Below are 19,781 nucleotides of genomic sequence, written 5' to 3' on the forward strand. Positions count from 1 at the left end.
CTTATGTCGAATACCAACCAGAACGCGATGCCCGAGTCTTCGCTGACCTTGCCCGGCATGCTGGCTGACGTGGTCAGCCGCTTTGCCGGTCGCGCGGCGATTGTCGAAAACGGCAAGTCCATCAGCTATGCCCAGCTGCAGCAGCTGAGCCGCCTGGCCGCACGTGCCTTGATGAGCCTGGGCGTGCAGGCCGGCGACCGTGTGGCTCTGTGGGCACCGAATCTCAGCGAGTGGATCGTTGCCGCCTGCGGTGTGCATGCTGCGGGCGGCGTGCTGGTGCCCTTGAACACCCGCATGAAGGGCGCCGAGGCTGCCGATATTCTCGAACGCAGCCGTGCCAGGGTGCTGGTGTGCGTGGGCGACTTTCTGAACAACTACTATCCGGATCTGCTGAACGGCCTGCGTCCTGTCACACTGCAGCAGGTGGTGGTACTCGGTGACAAGGTGCTACCCAGCGCAGATATGAACTGGGCGCAGTTCATGGCCAGGGCCGATGGCACGACTGCCGAAGCCCAGCAGCAGCGTGAAGCCCGGATCAAACCTGACGATACGGCCGATCTGATGTTCACTTCCGGCACCACGGGACGCCCCAAGGGAGTGATGTGCGCGCACCGCCCGACGATCCTGGCTTTCAAGGCCTGGTCGGATGTGGTGGGTTTGACCGAAGGCAGCCGATACCTGATCGTCAATCCGTTCTTTCACACCTTTGGCTACAAGGCCGGCTGGGTGGCAGCCTTGCTGCAGGGCTCCACCGTCTATCCCGAGCAGGTATTTGATGCGCAAGCCATCTTGCATCGCATCGAGAGCGACCGTATCAGCTTCCTGCCCGGGCCGCCCACTCTGTTTCTGTCCATGCTGGCGCATCCGGGGCTCAAGAATTTCGATCTGAGTTCGCTGAAGTCCTCCGTGACCGGTGCTTCCACAGTACCTCCCATTCTCATCAAGCGCATGCGCGAGGAGCTGGGCATCATGAATGTCACCACGGCCTACGGCCTGACGGAGTGCGGCGGTTGTGCCACGCTCTGCGAGCCCTCCGACAATGTGGAAACCGTGGCCAATACCTGTGGCAAGGCCCTGCCCGGGACCGAGGTGCGCTGTGTGGACGAGCAAGGACAGCCTGTTGCCCCAGGTGAAGCGGGGGAGGTGCTGCTGCGCGGCTATCACATCATGCAGGGCTACTTCGAGGATGAAAAGGCCACGGCAGAAACCATTGATGCCGATGGCTGGTTGCATACAGGCGATGTGGGAGTGCTTGACGAGCGCGGCTACCTGCGTATTACCGACCGCCTCAAGGATATGTTCATCGTGGGCGGCTTCAACTGCTACCCCGCAGAAATCGAGCGCATGCTGTCCAACCACCCCGATGTGGCGCAGGTTGCCGTGGTCGGGGTGGCCGACGAGCGCATGGGCGAGGTAGGCTGTGCCTGCGTGGTGACATGCAACGGCGTGGCACTGGACCAGGAGGCCTTCATCGCCTGGTGCCGCGCCAATATGGCCAACTACAAGGTTCCGCGCTTTGTTTTGCAGCTCGATGGCCTGCCCGTCAATGCCTCCAACAAGGTGCAAAAGCGCGATCTGCTACAGATCGTCAAGAGCAGGTTCGCACCTGCTTCACAGCCGGCCTGAACAGGACTATCTGAAAAAGCCACGCGGTTTTCGAAAACCGGCTCAAAATCGTGGCTATAATTCAAGTCTGCTCTGTAAGGCGAACGGCTTTGCAGAAATGCGGGAATAGCTCAGTTGGTAGAGCGATACCTTGCCAAGGTATAGGTCGACGGTTCGAACCCGTTTTCCCGCTCCAGATTTTGAAAAGGGAAGCAAAAGCTTCCCTTTTTTATTGCTTTGGTCGCATGGCTGATGCAATACTTCTCGCTGGCGCCCTGCGCCGGTTGTGAAGTGGGCCCCGATGGTGAAATTGGTAGACACTGCAGACTTAAAATCTGCCGCTTTTAACGAAGCGTACCGGTTCGATTCCGGTTCGGGGCACCAGAATTGAAAAGCCTGCTATATCTTGTGTAGCGGGCTTTTTTTTATTTGTGACTTGAGTAGCCGTTGCTGCCCGCAGTCTTGCTGAAGGTGGGAAAATTCAGCCACTGCGATGCCGTAGGGCTGTGGGCGTCAGGCTTGGCCAAGGCGCTTGGAAAAGTCCTGGCTTCGATGCAATATGGCTTGCAGTTCTGTCATGCTGACGAGGCCTGCACTCCCAGAGAAAAAAGATGTCTAGTTACAACGCTGCTTTTGAAATTCATGTCCACGGACAGGTTCTGCTCCGTGCTGATGTTACGTATGAGCAGCTGCAAGATGCATTGCGTCCCTTGTGGGCCTATGCTGGCGCGCGCTCATTGACCGACGGCGAGGGAAGTCTCTATGAAGAAGAGCCCGGCATTCAGTTCGACGCCAAGGAGCACCTGCTGCAGATGTGCTGGACCGTGCGTGGTGACGATGATTTTCGTCAGTCCCTGGACGATATGTGCATGGGGCTCAACGAGCTGGCCGAGCAGGGCTCGCCGATCGAAGTGACCTTCTACGACACCGAGTTCGACGAGGAAGAGGCTCCTGCGGAGGCCCAGAGCCGCGATGACTTCCTGATGCTGTTTGTTGGCCCCAATCCTGCGGCCATCATGCAGGTGCAGCGCGATCTGCTGGTGCAGGATGTCATCAACATGATGGAGCGTCACTTTGACGGCGCAGAGCTCGGCGGAGTGGTGCAGGAGATCGACAAGCTGTTCTCGCAGCGCTTCGAAGCCCTGGTCAGCTCGCTGGAGCTGGGCAAGCCACCGCGTGGTGGATCGGGGGGCTCGGCCTCCGGTCATGGCGGCAATCGCCGCCCGCGCCATCTGCATTGATTCCTTCGATCATCCGCTGTCAAAGCCCTCTGTGCTGCAGTCCCGAGACTGTGGCGGAGGGCTTGTCTTTTGTCATGAAGCCCATTCCTACACCCAAGTATTCAGGAGCCGTGACTCAGCAGTTGCGCAAGGACAGGGCTGCGCGCGCCAGCATGGGCGAAGAAGGGGTGAATGCATCCATGCCGCTGGCATTGCCCTATCTCTCGGGCTACGCGCCATCGCTGCAGAATCAGGTGCGCGACTGGCTGCTTGCGGGCAGGGCCGCTGACTGGCTGCTGCGCAAATATCCGCAGGCCCACGCGGTTCGCACGGACAGGGCGCTCTATGACTATGTCGATGCGCTCAAGGCGCAATATCTGCGCAATGCAGGGCAGTTGCACAAGGTGGCCTACGACAGCAAGATTCATGTGGTGCGCAATGCCCTGGGTCTGCATACGCGGCGTGCGATTGCGCATGGAGGCCGGCTCAATGCCCGACACGAGATTCATGTGGCGGCCATGTTCAAGCAGGCGCCAGATGCCTTTTTGCGCATGATTTGCGTGCATGAGCTCGCGCATATCCGCATCATGGATCACGACAAGGCTTTCTATCAGTTATGCACGCATATGGAGCCTGATTACCATCAGTTGGAGTTCGATGTGCGCTTTTACCTCAGCTATCTGGACCAGGGTGGCGAGCTGCTCTGGAGCTGATGGCGCAGATCAGGCGGGTGTGGCCAAGGCGCTTGGCGAGCACACGTTGACGGCCAGGCTGCAGCCTGCGGGCAGATCCAGCCAGCGCTGGGCCGCGGCTTGCATGGCCGTCAGGCGGCCGGTTGTCATGAGCTGAATCTGCTCGGCCTGGGCCAGCTGCAGCGATCCATCGGTCTCGGCTCCCAGCAGATTGCGCTGCTCCAGCATGCGCCGGGTCTGGCGTGCCACGGGGGCCCCCGTGTCCAGGAACTGGATATCGGGCCCCAGCAGGGCACGCAAATCGTCCTTGACGAACACATAGTGGGTACAGCCCAGCACCAGCGTATCCATCTGTCCTGTCTTAAGGCCGAAACTCCCTAAAGCGCTTGTGTACTTTGCGCACAGCGCTCTGATCTCCGTGGCGCTTGCATCCTCGGGCAATGCTTGCTCCGTGCTTTGCTCGATCGCCCTGGCCAGGCCGTCGCAGGCTTGGAGGTGAAACTCGGCGCGTTGGCCATGCTCCGACACCAGGCGTGCCACACGCTGGCTGGAGATGGTGCCCCGGGTGGCCATCACGCCCACATGATGGGTCTGGCTGGAAAAAGAGGCAGGTTTGATGGCCGGTTCCACGCCAATGACGGGCAGTTGCGGCAGGCGTTCGCGCAACAGTTCCACGGCCGCAGCGGTGGCGGTATTGCAGGCAATCACCAGAATCTTGATGTCGTGCTGCTCCAGCAGGTATTTCGCAATGGCCAGGCTGCGCTCCTGCACAAACGCATCGCCGCGTGCATCGCCATAGGGTGCATTGCCACTGTCGGCCAGATAGACAAACTGCTCGTGCGGCAGCTCATAGCGCAGTGCCTGCAGCACGCTGAGGCCGCCCACACCGCTATCAAAAATACCGATGGGGGAGTGAGGAGTGGGCATGGTGCAAGAGGTAGGTGGAGGCGATGTTGCGGCCGTCAGTATGCGCCGCTTTGGGTGCTGGCGGCGCCTCCAGGGCTATGGTTTATCAGGGATTCGGGCTGTCCTGGGCTGCAGGCAAGCCGCAGACCGGGCAGAAATTATCACCATGACCGACTTCATGCCCGGCCGGGCAGTGGCGGGTCTTGAGCATGGAAGGCAGGTTCCAGCTCGAGAAGAAGATGCAAAATGCCATGCCGTAGAAGATCATCCAGTGGCCCGAGAACACGCGCAAGCCGTGCTGCTGCTCCGCCATGCCGCCCGCAATGCCGAGAAAAAAGTTGGCAAAAGCGTAAATGAAGACCGCATAGGCAGCGTTGCGCATCCAGGAGGGGCAGCCTGCGAGCACCTTCTTCCAGGAAAACTGCAGGCGATTGCCGTTGTTGATGCGCTGAGCAATCAGTGCCGCAGGCATCCAGACGGCAAAAATCCCGATGGTCATGGCGCTTGTGAATGTCTCCAGGACATCTTGAGGCAAGTGTGTTTCAAGTGCATCGATCTGCCCTGAAAATGCTGCCAAATGTGTGATTGCACTGAGTGCAAAGCCCATTCCGGAAATCAGCATCAGTGGCGGCAGAAGAATTTGCATGGCGGCTTGAAAATATAAAAAAGGAGCTGAAAGCGCTTGTTTACTGGTAGTTTCAGTAGTCAGTCAGATGTTTTTTTATTGTGGCACAGCGATCAGTGCTCATCTTTTTGCTGTGGGGCCGCCAGACGAATGCTGTCCACAAGCCTGCCGAAGTAGCTTTCGCGCATGGACAGCGAGGCGGGCAATGGGGCAGATGGCAGGCTGTCGTAGCCATCTTCATCAATGCAGAACTCGAAAAACAGGTAGTCGACTTCGGGCAGCTTGAGCTGATGGCGGCAGGCATGGCGGCCTGTGCCCCGTTTTTTCTCGGCAATGGTCTGCATGCTGGTATTGCTTCCCAGGACCGCCGTATAGGCCATGGGCAGGGTGGCTGCCAGGTTGAGCCAGAGCATGAAAGCCATGAAAGCGGTGCATAGCAAGGCCATCAGCCAGCGCTTGATGGGGCCGTAGCTGAGCCAGGGGCCTGCCGGTTGCCAAAGTCCCAGCCTATGGAGTCGCAGCAGCCAGATGCAGGCGGCTGCCGTAAGTGCCAGCGCCAGATACAGCGCGATCAGCTGCCAATGCGCATCGGGTATGAAGCTGCGCCAGAAAATGGGGGCGAGTGCGCCCACCATCACCGCCATGAAAGCGACGATCAGCCATTTCTGTGGATTGGGTGTTTCAGGTTTCCAGAGCCAGTTCATGCTTGTTGCATCGGTTGGGGTGCTGCCGGTAGTTTGATCTGAGCCAGGTTCAAAGAGTTTTTCGCATACGCGCGTTGCTCAGGGCAATGCCACGTACGACGGGGATTTGCTGGCGCTGTAGCTCAAAGCCGAAATGAGCGAAGAAAGCCTGGGCATTGAGACTGACATCGGCGGTCAGCTCAGACAGGCCGTTTTGCCGTGCTGCTTGTTCGATATGTGCAAGCAGCAATCGGCCCACGCCCTGGCGCGCATATTGCGGAGCTACAAAAAAGTGGTCGATATAGCCATTGGCCTGCAGATCGGCATAACCCATGGGTGAGTCATTGGCGCAGATAGCGACAAAAGGCTTGAGTGCCTGGATGCGCTGGCGCCACTCCATCCAGTCGGGATGTTGTGGCGCCCAGGCGTCAAGCTGCACCTGGCTGTAGTGCTTCACTGCCAGCTGATGAACAGCCTCGTGAAACACCTGCCATAGCGCGACTTCATCTCCGGGGCGATAGCTGCGTACATGCATGGGTTGGCAGATTGATTGAGTTTGGCAAAAATGGTTTGCAGCAGATGTATGACACCGGTGCCGCGCGCAAGGCGGCTGTGGAAGCACTTCTTTATCTGCATGCAACCCGCTGTTTTGATGAATTTTCTGTCATCAACTAAAGGTGAACTGTGGTCTAAAGTCTGTGAAATGCTCAGGTTTTTATAGCGGAAAAAATAACGTCAACCTCTAGAATGATCCGCCCATGCCCTTGATATACCTCATCCTCCTACCTTTTGCAGGCAGCCTTCTGGCTGCTTTATTGCCTGCGAATGCGCGCAATACTGAATCAACACTCGCGGGTGTCATTGCGCTGATATGCGCAATTCAGGTAGGGATGCTGTTCCCGGAAATGGCCGACGGAGCGGTGCTCAGGCAGGAGATTTCCTGGCTGCCGGCGCTGGGGCTGAATCTGGTGATCCGCATGGACGGGTTCGCCTGGCTGTTCTCCATGCTGGTCTTCGGCATTGGTGCGCTGGTAGTGCTTTACGCACGCTACTACATGTCGCCCACTGATCCTGTACCGCGCTTTTTCTCGTTTTTTCTGGCCTTCATGGGGGCCATGGCGGGGGTTGTGCTCTCGGGAAACATCATTCAGCTGGTATTTTTCTGGGAACTGACCAGTCTTTTTTCGTTTCTGCTGATCGGCTACTGGTATCACCGCAAGGATGCGCGCCGGGGCGCACGCATGGCTTTGACGGTCACGGGAACAGGCGGACTGGCCATGCTGGTGGGCATGCTGGTGCTGGGTCATATCGTGGGCAGCTATGACCTCGACAATGTTCTGGCTGCAGGGCAGCAGATTCGCGATAGTCACCTCTATCTGTTGGCATTGGTGCTGATTTTGCTTGGTGCGCTAACGAAGAGTGCTCAATTTCCATTTCAGTTCTGGCTGCCAAACGCCATGGCGGCTCCCACGCCCGTGTCGGCCTATCTGCACTCGGCCACCATGGTCAAGGCCGGCGTGTTTCTGCTGGCACGGCTGTGGCCGGTGCTGGCAGACACCGATGCATGGTTCTGGTTGGTCGGTGGAGCCGGTGCCATGACGCTGCTGATTGGCGGCTATTGCGCGATGTTCCAGCATGATCTCAAGGGTTTGCTCGCGTATTCGACGATTTCACACCTGGGTCTGATTACCTTGCTGCTGGGCCTGAACAGCAAGCTGGCCGCCGTGGCGGCGGTGTTTCACATCATGAATCATGCGACCTTCAAGGCTTCGCTGTTCATGGCTGCTGGCATTGTGGATCATGAAAGCGGCACGCGTGACATCAGGCGTCTCTCGGGCCTGCGCTTCATGATGCCGATCACGGCCACGCTGGCCTGTGTGGCCAGTGCCGCCATGGCCGGCGTGCCCTTGCTCAACGGCTTCATCTCCAAGGAAATGTTCTTTGCCGAGACGGTCTATCTGGATGCAGCACCCTGGGTCAAGACTGTGCTGCCCGTGGTTGCGACCGTGGCGGGCATGTTCAGCGTGGCCTATTCGCTGCGCTTTACGTTCGATGTCTTTTTCGGGCCCCAGGCAAACGATCTCCCTCACGAGCCGCACGAGCCGCCGCACTGGATGCGTGTACCGGTGGAGCTGCTCGTGCTGGCTTGCCTGATCGTCGGCATCTTCCCGGCCTGGGCAGTGGGCGGTTTTCTGGCTGTCGCTGCAACTCCAGTCGTAGGCGGTGACTTGCCGCAGTACAGCCTGGCCATCTGGCATGGCTGGAATATGCCGCTCATCATGAGCCTGGTGGCGCTGGCTGGCGGTATCTTGCTCTACACCATGCTGCGCTGGCAGCGCACGGTCGGACACTTTGATACGACGCCTGTGCTGGGCCGTGTCAGCGGTCGCAGGATTTTTGAGAATCTGCTGGCTCGCATCACCTGGCTGGGCCGGGCGGGGCGCCGCAATCTGTCCACGCGCCGCCTGCAGTGGCAGATGCTGTGGCTGGTCTGCGTTGCTCTGGTCGCAGCGGCCCTGCCGCTCTGGCTATGGGGCATGAAGCTGGGCAATCGCGGCACTTTGCCCGTGTCTTCGGCTTTTGTCCTGCTCTGGGCGATTGGCTGCCTGTGTGCGCTGGGCACGGCCTGGAAAGCCAAGTACCACCGGATGACTGCATTGATCATGCTCGGCGGCACGGGCCTGTGCACGGTGCTGACCTTCCTCTGGTTCTCGGCTCCCGATCTGGCTCTGACTCAACTGGTGGTGGAAGTCGCCACCACGGTGCTGATCCTGCTGGGGCTGCGCTGGCTGCCCAAGCGGGACAAGAATATGCGCACGGCCGATAACGCCGATGCCAGGGCCAAGGCACGCCGCCTGCGCGATCTGGTGCTGTCGCTGATTGCCGGCGGTGGCATGGCCTGGCTGGCGTTTGCCATGATGAGCCGGCCTTTCTATGAAAGCACCTCCACCTTTTTCCTCGAAAACGCGCTGGGCGGCGGTGGCGGCACCAATGTGGTCAATGTGATGCTGGTGGACTTCCGCGGCTTCGACACCTTTGGCGAAATCGTGGTGCTGGGCATTGTGGCCATCGTCATCTATGCGCTGCTGCGCCGCTTCCGTCCGGCACGCGAGGCCATGGACATCCCGGAGCAGCAGCGTTATGTGCCTGGCGATTTGCAGACCGACCTGCTCAACCCGCGCAATGCCAGCGATACAGCCGTGGGCTACCTGATGGTGCCAGCCGTGCTGGTGCGATTGCTGCTGCCGTTTGCGACGCTGGTGGCTGCCTATATCTTTGTGCGCGGCCATAACCAGCCTGGCGGTGGGTTTGTGGCGGGGCTGGTGTTTTCGGTCGCCTTGCTGATGCAATACATCATCTCGGGCACGCATTGGGTGGAGGCGCATCTGCCGTTGTATCCACGTCGCTGGATTGCCGCGGGTCTGCTTTTTGCGCTGGGCACGGGCCTGGGCTCGGTGGCCGTTGGCTACCCCTTCCTGACCAGCCACAGCTTTGACTTTTCGCTGCCGTTGGTGGGACATGTGCATCTCGCCAGCGCCACCTTCTTCGATATCGGGGTGTTTGCGCTGGTGGTGGGCTCCACCATGCTGATCCTGACGGCGATAGCCCACCAATCGGTGCGCGGACACCGCTTCCATGCACGCTTGCTGGAAGAGCAGGAACAAGAGGCCAAAAAGGCCGAGGCCGAGGTGCAGGCAGCCACAGCTGCAGCACTGGCAAGGGGAGGTATGTAATGGAAATCGTTTTGGCCATTGCCATCGGTGTGCTCACCGGCTCGGGCGTCTGGTTGTTGCTGCGTCCGCGTAGCTACCAGGTCATCATGGGGCTGGCGCTGCTGTCCTATGCCGTCAATCTGTTCATCTTCTCCATGGGACGTCAGGGCCTGTCGATCAACAAGGTGCCGGTGCTGCAAAACGGTGTGCCGACCGATTTGTCGCACTATGCAGACCCCATGCCTCAGGCCCTGGTGCTGACCGCCATCGTCATCGGCTTTGCCATGACGGCGCTGTTCCTGGTCGTGCTGCTGGCATCGCGCGGCGCTTCTGGAAATGACCATGTGGATGGCGTGCACTCGCGTACCGAACAGGAAATGCTATGACCGGGTGGACCGAGCGTTTGATGCCGCACCTGATGCTGGCTCCCATCATGCTGCCCATGCTGACGGCAGCGCTGATGCTGTTTTTGCGTGAAGAGCGTCAGCGCCTGAAGCTGGGCATGAACATCCTGTCCACCACGATCAGTCTGGTGATCGTGGTCATGCTGCTGGGCTGGACCAACCAGGCGGGCTCTGCCGTCACCATGTCGGTCTATATGCCCGGCAACTGGCCTGCGCCCTTTGGCATCGCGCTGGCGCTGGACAGGCTGACTGCTCTGATGCTGCTGGTCACCTATGTGGTGGCACTGGCCGCGCTGGTGTTTTCCGCTGCGCGCTGGCACAAGGCCGGGGTGCACTTCCACCCCTTGTTCCAGCTGCAGCTGATGGGGCTCAGCGGTGCCTTCATCACGGCCGATCTGTTCAATCTGTTCGTGTTCTTCGAGATCATGCTGGCCGCCTCTTACGGTTTGCTGCTGCATGGTTCCGGCAGCACGCGCATTCAGGCCGGCCTTCACTATATCGCCATCAATCTGGCAGCGTCTTCGCTGTTCCTGATCGGCGTCTCCATGCTCTACGGCATCACCGGTACGCTCAATATGGCCGATCTGGCCCGCGCCATTCCGCAGGTGCAGGACGCTGACCGCGGCCTGCTGCATGCGGCAGCGGGGGTGCTGGGAACGGCCTTTCTGATCAAGGCGGCGCTGTGGCCGCTGAATTTCTGGCTGGTGCCTGGCTACAGCGCGGCGACTGCGCCGGTGGGAGCCTTGTTTGCGCTCATGACCAAGGTGGGGGTCTATGTCATCTTGCGCCTGTGGACCTTGCTGTTCAGCTCGGAAGCCGGGGCATCGGCCCTGTTTGGCAGTACCTGGCTGATCGTGGGCGGCATGCTGACCATGGCCTTTGGTGCGATAGGCATGCTGGGCTCGCAACGGTTGACCCATCTGGCGGGCTTTGCTGCCATTCTTTCGTCCGGTACCCTGCTGGCCGCGACGGGCTTTGGCCAGAATCTGCTGACAGCCGGCCTGCTGTATTACCTGCCGGGCTCCACGCTGGCAGTTGCGGCCCTGTTCCTGATCGCCGATGTGGTGGACCGCTGGCGCGTGGATGATGACGCGGGCGAGCCCTATGAGGATGATGAAGCGCCATTCCTCAATGCAGAGCTGTTGCCCACCGAAGGCTTCAATCTCGACGATGATGAAGAGCTGATGATCGGCCGGGCCTTCCCGGCAGCGGCGGCTTTTCTGGGTCTGAGCTTCATGGCCTGCACCTTGCTGATCTCGGGCCTGCCGCCTCTGGCCGGCTTTCTCGGCAAATTCGCCATGCTGACCAGTCTGCTCAATCCGCTGGGCATGGGGACATCCAGTGGTGTGAAGGCCGGTCCGCTGGGCTGGAGCATGGTGGCCCTGCTCATCATCACCGGTCTGATGGCGTTGGTGGCACTCACGCGCGCCGGTATCCGACATTTCTGGGCCAATCCGGAGCAGAGCGCGCCATCACTCAAGGTGGCGGAAGGCCTGCCCATCGTTGCACTGCTGCTGTGCTGTGTGGTGTTGACGGTCAAGGCCGATGATGTGATGCGCTATACCCAGCGAGCGGCCAATGCCCTGCATTCGCCCGATGTCTATGTGCGTACCGTCCTGGGTCTTGCTCCGGTACCTGCGCCCAAGGAGAAGAAGGCTCAGGAGGCTGCGGGTCCCGAGGCGGCGGCACGTGCTGCCGCGCTGGAAATGCAGGCGGAGCCCGTCCCCGGTATTGGCGATGAAAGCGAAGCTGCGCAGGATGCTGCTACCCAGACCGCCGCCTCGGCTCAGAAAGAGGAGGGCCGCCCATGAAGAACATCATGAAATCCATCTTCCCGGCACCGTTGCTGTCGGTAGCTCTGCTGGTGCTGTGGCTGTTGCTCAACCGCTCGGTCAGTGCCGGCCAGATCTTGCTGGGCCTGATCCTGGGCCTGCTGATTCCCGTGCTGCTGCGCGGTCTGCGCCCCTTGCCGGTGCGGGTCAGCCATCCGCTGAGCATTCTCAAGCTGGCATTCCGTGTGGTCTGCGACACCTCGGTCTCCAACTTCAATGTGGTGCGTTTTCTGCTGCTGCCGCGCATGCGCAAGCACCCGGCGGCCTTTGTCCATATTCCGCTCGAGCTGCGCGATCCCAACGGGCTGGCAGTACTGGCCATGATCGTCTGCCTGACGCCCGGCACTTCCTGGGCCGAAATTTCGCGTGACCGCTCCATGCTGCTGCTGCATGCGCTGGAAGTGGAGGATGCCAAGCAACTGGCCGACTTTGTGAAGTCCCGCTACGAGAGCCTGCTGATGGAGATTTTTGAATGAATCCCTGGTTTTATTGGGTGCTGATGGCATCTCTGGTCATGCTGCTGGCGGCCATGGGCTGCTCGGTGCTGCGCCTGCTCAAGGGGCCACACGCGCAAGATCGCGTGCTGGCGCTGGACTGCATGTATCTCAACGGCATGCTGGTCATGCTGGTCATGGGCATTCTGTATGACAGCACCAACTATTTCGAGGCGGCCTTGCTGGTGGCTCTGTTCGGCTGCGTCGGTTCCACGGCCATGGCCAAGTTCCTGTTGCGCGGCGAGGTGATCGAATGAGTACCGAGGTCATTGGCGTGGATCTGCCGCTGTGGGCCCAGATTCTGGTGGCGGCCCTGGTCTTCGGTGGTTCGCTGATTGCTCTCATGGGTTCGGTAGGACTGCTGCGGCTCAAAAGCTATTTTGAGCGCGTGCACGCGCCCTCCATCATCGCCACCATGGGCTGCTGGCTCATCATGCATGCCACCTGGATCTATTTTTCCGTCAGCGGCCAGGGCTTTGTCATGCACTCGGTGCTGATTGCCATCTTCATTGCCGTGACCGTGCCCATCACCACCATCTTCCTCATGCGCGCGGCGCTGTTCCGCTCGCGCCGGGCAGGAGAGAGCGTACCGCCCACGCTCAGCAATCTGGTGCGCAACGAACCCCTGGACGAGGAAGAGGCCGCCGAGGCCGATGAAAAGCCTGCGGCGCATAAAGCCTGAAATCCTGCCGCCCAAGCCTTTCAGGGCCGCGGTCTTGCGCTAGATTGGCAGCCATGCTCAATATTGTTGCCATCTGCATCGGTGCCTGCCTGGGCGCCCTGTCGCGTTGGGGGCTGGGACTGTGGCTGAGTGCCGGAGCCAGCATGCCCTGGGGCACTCTTGCCGCCAATCTGATCGGCGGCTATCTGATCGGCGTCTTCATCGCGCTGTTTCAGGCCATGCCCCAGCTGGACCCGGCCTGGAAACTAGCCATCATCACCGGCTTTCTCGGTGCTCTGACCACGTTTTCCAGCTACTCGGCCGAGGTCATCGGCCTGCTGCAGCAGCAGCGCCTGGCCGCAGCCCTGGGCTGGGCCTGTGTGCATCTGGTCGGCTCTCTGTTCATGACCTACATGGGTATGCTCAGCTGGAGCATCGGGTTCAGCCGTTAAGCTGGCAGACCATTTGCCACTATTGCGGCAAACTGCTTCAGCGTTTAGAGGCGAAATACTCTCCAGGGCTATAGCTTTGTGAGCGTATAGTGCAAGCATCATCTGCACTACAGGTGCATTTGAGCTTGAAGTACTTGACGGATGGGCGGTCAGCGCTACGAAATCTTTAGGGATGGCTGTAGTCCGTGCTGCTCAGCATTCTAAGAACCGAGGGTCCATGCAAATTTCTTCACCCCTGTCCGATACCGATCTGGCCAATGCCTGGGCCGAGCTGCACAACCAGGCCCATAACGGCAAAGAGCTGGAACCTCAATCCAACCGCCTTGCATTCGCCGATCCGGAGTTCATGTTCCGCCGCGAAACCCGTGGCATCCGCATGCAGCTGGAAATGCTCAAGCCAGATCTGACCCAGATCGAGCGCGGCATCGAGCACACTGTGGTTGTCTACGGCAGCGCACGCTTTGTGGATATGGAGCAGGCGCGCGAGCAGCTTGCGCAAGCCAAGGCCAGCGGCGATACCCAGCGCATGGCGCTGGCCGAACGCGGCATGCGCAATGCCGAGCGCTATGAGGCGGCACGCGCCTTTGCGCGCATCGTGGCGACCGAAGGCATGAAGCAGGCGCCCAGCGAGCGCTTCTACATCTGCACGGGCGGTGGCCCCGGCATCATGGAGGCGGCCAACCGCGGCGCGCATGATGCGGGTGCTCCCAATGTGGGGCTGAACATCTATCTGCCGCATGAACAGCATGGCAACCCCTACATCACGCCGGGGCTGAGCTTCAAGTTCCACTACTTTGCACTGCGCAAAATGCATTTCATGATGCGCGCCAAGGCGCTGGTGGCCTTTCCTGGCGGCTTCGGCACCATGGACGAGCTGTTTGAAGTGCTGACGCTGGTGCAGACCCACAAGAGCAAGCCCGTGCCCGTGATCCTGTTCGGCACGGAGTTCTGGAAGCGGGTGCTGAACTTCGACGTGCTGGTGGAAGAGGGCACCATTTCCGCCAAGGATCTGAACCTGTTCCGCTACACCGATGATCCGGCCGAGGCCTGGTCCTTCATCCAGCAGTTCTACCAGACTGGCTGGAACAACGGATAAGCAGTCACGCCTGATCACCAAACGGCCAGAAACCGCCAGAAGATTTTCCTCTGGCGGTTTTTTGTTGCCCATCAATGCATGAAGATAGCTCTTGATGAGCCAGCGCTTGGGCCTGGTTCGGCTTAAATGCCGTGCAGCGACTGCTCGGCCAGTTGCTGGGCACGCGCGATCGAAATGCCTTCATGCTGATCGACGACCAGCGCATCGCTTTCCTCATCGCAGCGGTGCAGCACCACGCGCGGGCGTGTGCCGTCGGCCTGGATATGCACGTCGGCCGGGCGTGATTTTTGCGTGGGGTAGACGGCAATCAGATTGGACAGCCAGCCAAAGAAAATCGGGTCTTCGGGAGGTTTGTCGAAGGAGTCCAGATAGCGCTGAAAACTGGCTTCGCTGGCCGACACCCAGATGCCCCAGAGAAAGGGCTCGTCCAGGCCATGGATCGGCACTTCCAGAAGGGCGCGCACATAGTATTGCGTGCCTTCGGGGTGGGCGATGACGCAGAGCTCGTCGCTCAGCTCGGCCCATTCCTCGCGTTCTTGCTCGCTCAGGCGTCGGTAGGGTGCAGGGGCATCGAAAGCAAAGCTTGGCGATCCTTCGTGAATCTGATCGCATTTGCTGCATTGGTAGGCAAAGATGGCGGCCATGGTGTAAGAGTTCAGCGTTTGCGAAAGACCAGCGTGCGGTTATTGGCCGGCATGGCCTGATCGAGTTCAAGTTGCAGGCCGTGCTGACCGGCCAGGGCCACGATGGCTTCAAAATCGCGCAGGCCGCTGCGCGCATCACGCTGGCGCAGCCAGGCGTCGAAGGCGCGGTTGCTGTCGCTGGTGAAGTGGCCGCCATAGTTGAACGGGCCATAGATGGCAAACACGCCTCCTTCGAGCAAGTGCGAGCCCACCAGATCAAACATGCGCTGCACCAGCGGCCAGGCCACGATATGGCAGGTGTTGCTGGTAAAGACGGCATCAAAGCCTGATGGATCCGTGGTTGCGGGCCAGGCATCGGCTGCCAGGTCGAACTCTAGCGGAGCACGCAGATTGGGTGCTCCATGGGCGGCGTGCCAGGCCTGGATGCCTGCATGACTGTCGGCCAGGTCGCTGGTCTGCCAGACCAGCTGCGGCAGGCGCGGTGCGAAGTACACGCTGTGCTGCCCGGTGCCGGAGCCTATTTCCAGCACATGCCGGCTGTGCTGAAAAGCGGACTTCAGTACCTCGAAAATAGGGGCCTGATTGTTTTCGCAGGCCTGAGAAAAAGGCAGTTGCAGGGCTGTCGATGGAAGGTTTGGGGTCATAAGGGTCTTGGCGGGCAGACACGGGAAATCGTGCAGGCATCTTCTCCCGAAATGCCAAGTCCGAGCACTGCGACAGCCTTCACGGTTTTAAGCGCAGCCTGATCTCGGGTCGTACGTTCAGGCTGCCGATTTTCCAGCTGTACGCGCCCAGGCCCAGCGTGGGCGTGGAGCTGGCGTTTTGCGAGAGAACCTCGGCATTGCCGGGCAGGCTGACCTTCAGGCTGCCGTTCATGGTGATGCCCAGTTGCGCGAAGTCTCTCTTTTCCTTGTCCTTGAGCGGTTTGGCGGCAATCGTCATCACGCCGTTTCTGTCGGTCTGCACGGTGAACATGTCCAGCAGTTGCAGGCCTTCACCGGGCTTTCGCTGGCCGGCAATCTCCAGCGCATAGCGCGCATTGCCTTTGTAGACGGCTTTCCTGACCTCGGGTTCGCGGCTCAGCTGCTGCGCTTGCGCCGCCAGCTCCTGGTGATCTTTCTCGCTCAGCACACCTTGTTTTCTGAGCTTCATTACGGCCAGGGCATTCACCACCGTGCCGTCAAAGCGGTAGCTGTAGCCGCCATCGGCCTGCACTTCCACGCTGGCGGAGAAGCGCTCAGGTACCAGGCAGGCAGTCAGCAAGGCGACGAGGGCGGTGGTCGTCAACAGCGCAAAAATCTTGTGCATGAGGACTCCTTTTGAGTGGCATTGCAGTGGCCCAGGGTGTAGAGGTCTGAGTCATCGTAGAGCAAACAGGGCATGCGCCAATAGGGGCTGCCATCAAGATTGCGTGGAGTCTTGCCGGAAGATTATTCAAAAAGAGTAGCCGCAAGCGATTGCTACATAAGGGATATAGAACCTTTGACTTTGATTTCGGCGGGCCGGAAGCGATCGTTCACTTGGATTTTGATTCGGCTTTGAGCTGGCTGATGGCTTCCTGATAGCCCTGTAGATATTTGGTGCGCGTCTGCTCGGCCAGGCCAGGCCACTGCGCGGCTGGCAGGCTCAGCGATTCCATCGTCAGCCTGGCGGCCAGTTGCGGGTCCCGGGAGGCCTGCACCGCCTGCATCCCGTGCAGATTGATCCAGTGCGGGTCGTAGGCGTGGGGTGTGCGGCGATCCCAGTCCACAACCTTGGCGATCAACTCCTGAGCCTTGTCCAGATCCTGAAACAGATGGCGGTTGATGGGGGCTCCATAGCTCTGATTCATCACATCGACCGCTTGTCTGGCAGTGACGTCGGCGCAGCGATTGGCGTCGAAGCGGGCACGCAGCTGGCCAGCGTAGAACCAGAAGGCAGCCTCGTCCCGCAGACCTGCCTTGAACAGTGTTTGCGACAGCACATAGAACACGGGCGGTTGAAAGCGCTCGGGCGCGGCGCGTATGCGCTCGAGCACGGCTTGCTGCTGCTGAGGCGTACCCTGCGACAGCAAGCGAAGCGCCTCCTGCCCCAGTCTGGTGTCGATCTGCGCATAGACTCCCTGGGGGACCAATACCTGAGTCGCAGGGGAGGGCAGCGGTTTGGGCGCAGCCGATGGCTGCTGAGTCTGTGCGGAAGCAAAGCCCGAGAGCGCCACCAGCGCACCGGTCACCATCTTTGCTGCGACATGGCTCATGCTGAACTCCTTGTGCTTGCGATGCAAATCATTCTGGACGGCGTCAGACAAATACCCACTCTGTCGCATATCTTAATTAGCATGCTTGGTATCTGTGTCTCGTATTTACCAAGAAGCCCTGATTTCGACGAAGACTAGGCATCGCGTTGCCGTGAACCCCGAAAGCTTTGCTTGCTGATGGCGGCTGTGTACCCCATGTCGGCTTGGCCAGCACATCGGCTTTGTCATCGGTGCTGCGCCGATGGCCGAGTGTGGATGCCGCCTCGCCGCCGAGCCGACAGACCGTCAAAACCGGCAGGCTCAGTCCCGGGCGTTGAATGCCCTGTGATAACTCACTTCGCCTTGCGGTGGCAGGCCTTTGAAAGACAGGGCTTGAAAGTACTCGGCAGGCACTCCGGGCAGCACCAGGCCCGGCACCGTCCGGAAACCAAAGCGTCGGTAGTAGTCCGGATCGCCAAGCAGCACGCATCCCCGCGCAGACTGCGCTTGCAGAGCGCTGATGGCTGCCTGCATGAGTGCACTGCCGATACCCTGTCGCTGTCTTTGGGGAATGACGGAGATGGGGCCCAGGCCGAACCAGTGCTGGCTGCCGTCGCTGATGGTGACGGGAGAGATGGCGACATGCCCGACGATTTGCTCGTCAATCTCTGCGACCAGGGACAGGGCAAGCGCCCCGGCTGCGCGCAACTCACGCACGATGAATTGCTCGGTGTGATCGGTATGCGGTGCATCCTTGAAGGCCTGGATCGTCACTTGCTCGATGGCCTTGGCATCGGTGGGGAGTTCTGCTCGGATATGCATGCGTTGGATTGGGGTTTCGAAAAATCTCGGGAAAAGGCCAATTCGGCCCATCAGCCTATTTCAACTGCTTTCTTTAAGCTTCGGGACGAAAAAACCGCCCGAAGGCGGTTCTTTATGGCGGGGCCTGCTGGGTGATTACACACCGGCCACTTCAATGCCCTTGAATTCCCCGGTCGCGATCTTTTCCTTCCAGATCGCGGGGCCGGTGATGTGGGCGCTGGTGCCGCCGGCATCCACGGCCACGGTGACAGGCATGTCTACCACGTCGAATTCATAGATGGCTTCCATGCCCAGGTCTTCGAAGCCAACGACCTTGGCTTGCTTGATGGCCTTGGAGACCAGGTAGGCGGCGCCGCCCACGGCCATCAGATAGGCACTCTTGTGCTTCTTGATGGCCTCGATGGCGACGGGGCCGCGCTCGGACTTGCCGATCATCGAGATCAGACCGGTCTGCGACAGCATCATGTCGGTGAACTTGTCCATGCGGGTGGCCGTGGTGGGGCCTGCAGGGCCGACCACTTCGTCGCGCACGGGGTCCACGGGGCCTACGTAGTAGATCACGCGGTTGGTGAAGTCCACAGGCAGTTTCTCGCCCTTGGCCAGCATGTCCTGGATGCGCTTGTGGGCAGCGTCGCGGCCGGTCAGCATCTTGCCGTTGAGCAGCAGTGTGTCGCCGGGTTTCCAGCTGGCCACTTCTTCCTTGGTCAGATTGTTCAAATCGACCTTCTTGGACTTGTTGTAGTCGGGGTGCCAGTCGATCTTGGGCCAGGTGTCCAGCGAGGGGGCATCCAGGTGCACGGGGCCTGATCCATCCATCACGAAGTGGGCGTGGCGCGTGGCGGCGCAGTTGGGAATCATGGCCACGGGCTTGGAGGCCGCGTGCGTGGGGTACATGTTGATCTTGACGTCCAGCACCGTGGTCAGGCCGCCCAGGCCTTGGGCACCGATGCCCAGGGCGTTGATCTTTTCGAACAGTTCCAGGCGCAGCTTTTCCACGTCGTCGAGCTCTGCACCGCTGGCAGCTTTTTGCTGCAGCTCGTACATGTTGAGGTCTTCCATCAGGCTTTCCTTGGCCAGCAGGACGGCCTTTTCAGCCGTGCCGCCGATGCCAATGCCCAGCATGCCGGGCGGGCACCAGCCAGCGCCCATGGTGGGGACGGTCTTCAGAACCCAGTCCACGATGTTGTCGCTGGGGTTCATCATGATCATCTTGGACTTGTTCTCGGAGCCGCCGCCCTTGGCGGCCACGGTTACGTCCACCTTGTCGCCGGGCACGATCTGCACATTGATCACGGCGGGGGTGTTGTCCTTGGTGTTCTTGCGCTTGAACTGGGGGTCGGCCACGACGGAGGCGCGCAGCGTGTTGTCGGGGTGGTTGTAGCCACGGCGTACGCCTTCATTGATGGCGTCTTCCAGCCCCATGGTGAAGCCTTCCCACTTGACGTCCATGCCCACTTTCAGGAACACGTTGACGATGCCAGTGTCCTGGCAGATGGGGCGCTGGCCGGTGGCCGCCATCTTGGAGTTGGTCAGGATCTGCGCCATCGCATCCTTGGCCGCAGGGCTTCGCTCGCGTTCATAGGCGCGGGCCAGATGCTGGATGAAATCCGGCGTGTGGTAGTAACTGATGTACTGGAGGGCACCTGCGATCGAATCGATCAGGTCCTGCTGGCGGATGGAGGTGGTCATCGTGAAGCTTCTCGGGGGTTGCAATCTG

Annotated in this window: 22 protein-coding genes and 2 tRNA genes; 14 read left to right on the forward strand and 10 right to left on the reverse strand. The window is 60.1% G+C overall.

All coding sequences use genetic code 11. The annotated features are described in order from the left end of the window. Positions 1 to 3: 3 nt before the first annotated feature. The 5 genes from AAIL67_RS16625 (at position 4) to AAIL67_RS16645 (ending at position 3,538) form a co-directional block, all read left to right on the forward strand. On the forward strand, positions 4 to 1,626 hold the full coding sequence (locus tag AAIL67_RS16625) for a FadD3 family acyl-CoA ligase (RefSeq protein WP_343484409.1): 1,623 nt from the start codon (positions 4 to 6) through the stop codon (positions 1,624 to 1,626). 99 nt (positions 1,627 to 1,725) lie between these two features. Next, positions 1,726 to 1,801: transfer RNA gene (locus tag AAIL67_RS16630), tRNA-Gly, on the forward strand. Between the two features lie 99 nt (positions 1,802 to 1,900). Beyond that, a tRNA-Leu gene (locus AAIL67_RS16635) sits at positions 1,901 to 1,989 on the forward strand. 227 nt (positions 1,990 to 2,216) lie between these two features. Continuing rightward, positions 2,217 to 2,846 (forward strand): DUF6806 family protein, encoded by a 630-nt coding sequence (locus tag AAIL67_RS16640; RefSeq protein ID WP_003061017.1) that lies wholly within the window; start codon positions 2,217 to 2,219, stop codon positions 2,844 to 2,846. Between the two features lie 74 nt (positions 2,847 to 2,920). Then, on the forward strand, positions 2,921 to 3,538 hold the full coding sequence (locus AAIL67_RS16645; RefSeq protein WP_034407375.1) for a YgjP-like metallopeptidase domain-containing protein: 618 nt from the start codon (positions 2,921 to 2,923) through the stop codon (positions 3,536 to 3,538). Positions 3,539 to 3,547: 9 nt separating this feature from the next. Here AAIL67_RS16645 and murI read toward each other — a convergent pair whose 3' ends face one another. From murI to AAIL67_RS16665, 4 genes are all read right to left on the reverse strand, one after another. Continuing rightward, complete coding sequence (gene murI, locus AAIL67_RS16650) at positions 3,548 to 4,444, reverse strand: glutamate racemase (protein ID WP_343484410.1); 897 nt, start codon at positions 4,442 to 4,444, stop codon at positions 3,548 to 3,550. Between the two features lie 85 nt (positions 4,445 to 4,529). Beyond that, on the reverse strand, positions 4,530 to 4,922 hold the full coding sequence (locus AAIL67_RS16655) for a hypothetical protein (protein WP_231905915.1): 393 nt from the start codon (positions 4,920 to 4,922) through the stop codon (positions 4,530 to 4,532). A 239-nt stretch (positions 4,923 to 5,161) separates the two neighbouring features. Next, positions 5,162 to 5,752, reverse strand: coding sequence for a hypothetical protein (locus AAIL67_RS16660; RefSeq protein ID WP_343484411.1), 591 nt, complete (start codon positions 5,750 to 5,752; stop codon positions 5,162 to 5,164). Positions 5,753 to 5,801: 49 nt separating this feature from the next. Further along, entirely contained in the window at positions 5,802 to 6,266 is a 465-nt protein-coding gene (locus AAIL67_RS16665) for a GNAT family N-acetyltransferase (protein ID WP_343484412.1), read from the reverse strand. Between the two features lie 11 nt (positions 6,267 to 6,277). On the opposite strand from AAIL67_RS16665, the gene AAIL67_RS16670 reads away from it, so the two are divergent. From AAIL67_RS16670 to AAIL67_RS16710, 9 genes are all read left to right on the forward strand, one after another. Beyond that, positions 6,278 to 6,406: a hypothetical protein gene (locus AAIL67_RS16670; protein ID WP_343484413.1), complete on the forward strand. Its 129-nt coding sequence runs from the start codon at positions 6,278 to 6,280 to the stop codon at positions 6,404 to 6,406. 83 nt (positions 6,407 to 6,489) lie between these two features. Then, on the forward strand, positions 6,490 to 9,465 hold the full coding sequence (locus tag AAIL67_RS16675) for a monovalent cation/H+ antiporter subunit A (protein WP_343484414.1): 2,976 nt from the start codon (positions 6,490 to 6,492) through the stop codon (positions 9,463 to 9,465). After that, positions 9,465 to 9,830, forward strand: coding sequence for a Na+/H+ antiporter subunit C (locus AAIL67_RS16680; protein WP_003061035.1), 366 nt, complete (start codon positions 9,465 to 9,467; stop codon positions 9,828 to 9,830). Before AAIL67_RS16675 ends, AAIL67_RS16680 begins: the two co-directional genes overlap by 1 nt. Then, the gene (locus AAIL67_RS16685; protein ID WP_034407379.1) at positions 9,827 to 11,659 is read left to right on the forward strand and encodes a monovalent cation/H+ antiporter subunit D; all 1,833 of its coding nucleotides are present in this window, start codon (positions 9,827 to 9,829) and stop codon (positions 11,657 to 11,659) included. The genes AAIL67_RS16680 and AAIL67_RS16685 overlap by 4 nt, the downstream gene beginning before the upstream one ends. Further along, positions 11,656 to 12,156 carry a Na+/H+ antiporter subunit E gene (locus AAIL67_RS16690; protein WP_003061039.1) on the forward strand — a complete coding sequence of 167 codons (501 nt, stop codon included), beginning with the start codon at positions 11,656 to 11,658 and terminating at the stop codon, positions 12,154 to 12,156. The genes AAIL67_RS16685 and AAIL67_RS16690 overlap by 4 nt, the downstream gene beginning before the upstream one ends. Continuing rightward, positions 12,153 to 12,431 carry a K+/H+ antiporter subunit F gene (locus tag AAIL67_RS16695; protein WP_059440895.1) on the forward strand — a complete coding sequence of 93 codons (279 nt, stop codon included), beginning with the start codon at positions 12,153 to 12,155 and terminating at the stop codon, positions 12,429 to 12,431. The genes AAIL67_RS16690 and AAIL67_RS16695 overlap by 4 nt, the downstream gene beginning before the upstream one ends. Further along, positions 12,428 to 12,856, forward strand: a complete 429-nt coding sequence (gene mnhG, locus AAIL67_RS16700) for a monovalent cation/H(+) antiporter subunit G (RefSeq protein WP_045840133.1) — start codon at positions 12,428 to 12,430, stop codon at positions 12,854 to 12,856. The genes AAIL67_RS16695 and mnhG overlap by 4 nt, the downstream gene beginning before the upstream one ends. A 53-nt stretch (positions 12,857 to 12,909) precedes the next feature. After that, positions 12,910 to 13,287 (forward strand): fluoride efflux transporter CrcB, encoded by a 378-nt coding sequence (gene crcB, locus AAIL67_RS16705; RefSeq protein ID WP_034378558.1) that lies wholly within the window; start codon positions 12,910 to 12,912, stop codon positions 13,285 to 13,287. A gap of 217 nt (positions 13,288 to 13,504) precedes the next feature. Continuing rightward, complete coding sequence (locus AAIL67_RS16710) at positions 13,505 to 14,383, forward strand: TIGR00730 family Rossman fold protein (protein ID WP_003078213.1); 879 nt, start codon at positions 13,505 to 13,507, stop codon at positions 14,381 to 14,383. A 122-nt stretch (positions 14,384 to 14,505) separates the two neighbouring features. Here the strand turns inward: AAIL67_RS16710 and AAIL67_RS16715 are convergent, their stop codons facing one another. The 6 genes from AAIL67_RS16715 to AAIL67_RS16740 all read right to left on the reverse strand — a co-directional run bounded on the left by AAIL67_RS16715 (position 14,506) and on the right by AAIL67_RS16740 (position 19,753). Beyond that, on the reverse strand, positions 14,506 to 15,027 hold the full coding sequence (locus AAIL67_RS16715) for a DUF2199 domain-containing protein (protein WP_034378532.1): 522 nt from the start codon (positions 15,025 to 15,027) through the stop codon (positions 14,506 to 14,508). A gap of 11 nt (positions 15,028 to 15,038) precedes the next feature. Beyond that, positions 15,039 to 15,671, reverse strand: a complete 633-nt coding sequence (locus AAIL67_RS16720; RefSeq protein WP_063664573.1) for a DUF938 domain-containing protein — start codon at positions 15,669 to 15,671, stop codon at positions 15,039 to 15,041. A gap of 79 nt (positions 15,672 to 15,750) precedes the next feature. Then, positions 15,751 to 16,335, reverse strand: coding sequence for a hypothetical protein (locus tag AAIL67_RS16725; protein ID WP_059440898.1), 585 nt, complete (start codon positions 16,333 to 16,335; stop codon positions 15,751 to 15,753). 208 nt (positions 16,336 to 16,543) lie between these two features. Further along, positions 16,544 to 17,263 carry a hypothetical protein gene (locus AAIL67_RS16730; RefSeq protein WP_343484415.1) on the reverse strand — a complete coding sequence of 240 codons (720 nt, stop codon included), beginning with the start codon at positions 17,261 to 17,263 and terminating at the stop codon, positions 16,544 to 16,546. A gap of 300 nt (positions 17,264 to 17,563) precedes the next feature. Further along, positions 17,564 to 18,064 (reverse strand): N-acetyltransferase, encoded by a 501-nt coding sequence (locus AAIL67_RS16735; protein WP_343484416.1) that lies wholly within the window; start codon positions 18,062 to 18,064, stop codon positions 17,564 to 17,566. Between the two features lie 135 nt (positions 18,065 to 18,199). Next, positions 18,200 to 19,753 carry a fumarate hydratase gene (locus AAIL67_RS16740; RefSeq protein WP_224650248.1) on the reverse strand — a complete coding sequence of 518 codons (1,554 nt, stop codon included), beginning with the start codon at positions 19,751 to 19,753 and terminating at the stop codon, positions 18,200 to 18,202. Positions 19,754 to 19,781 lie beyond the last annotated feature (28 nt).

It is taken from the genome of Comamonas sp. A7-5, assembly GCF_039581385.1.
GTDB lineage: Bacteria > Pseudomonadota > Gammaproteobacteria > Burkholderiales > Burkholderiaceae_C > Comamonas > Comamonas thiooxydans.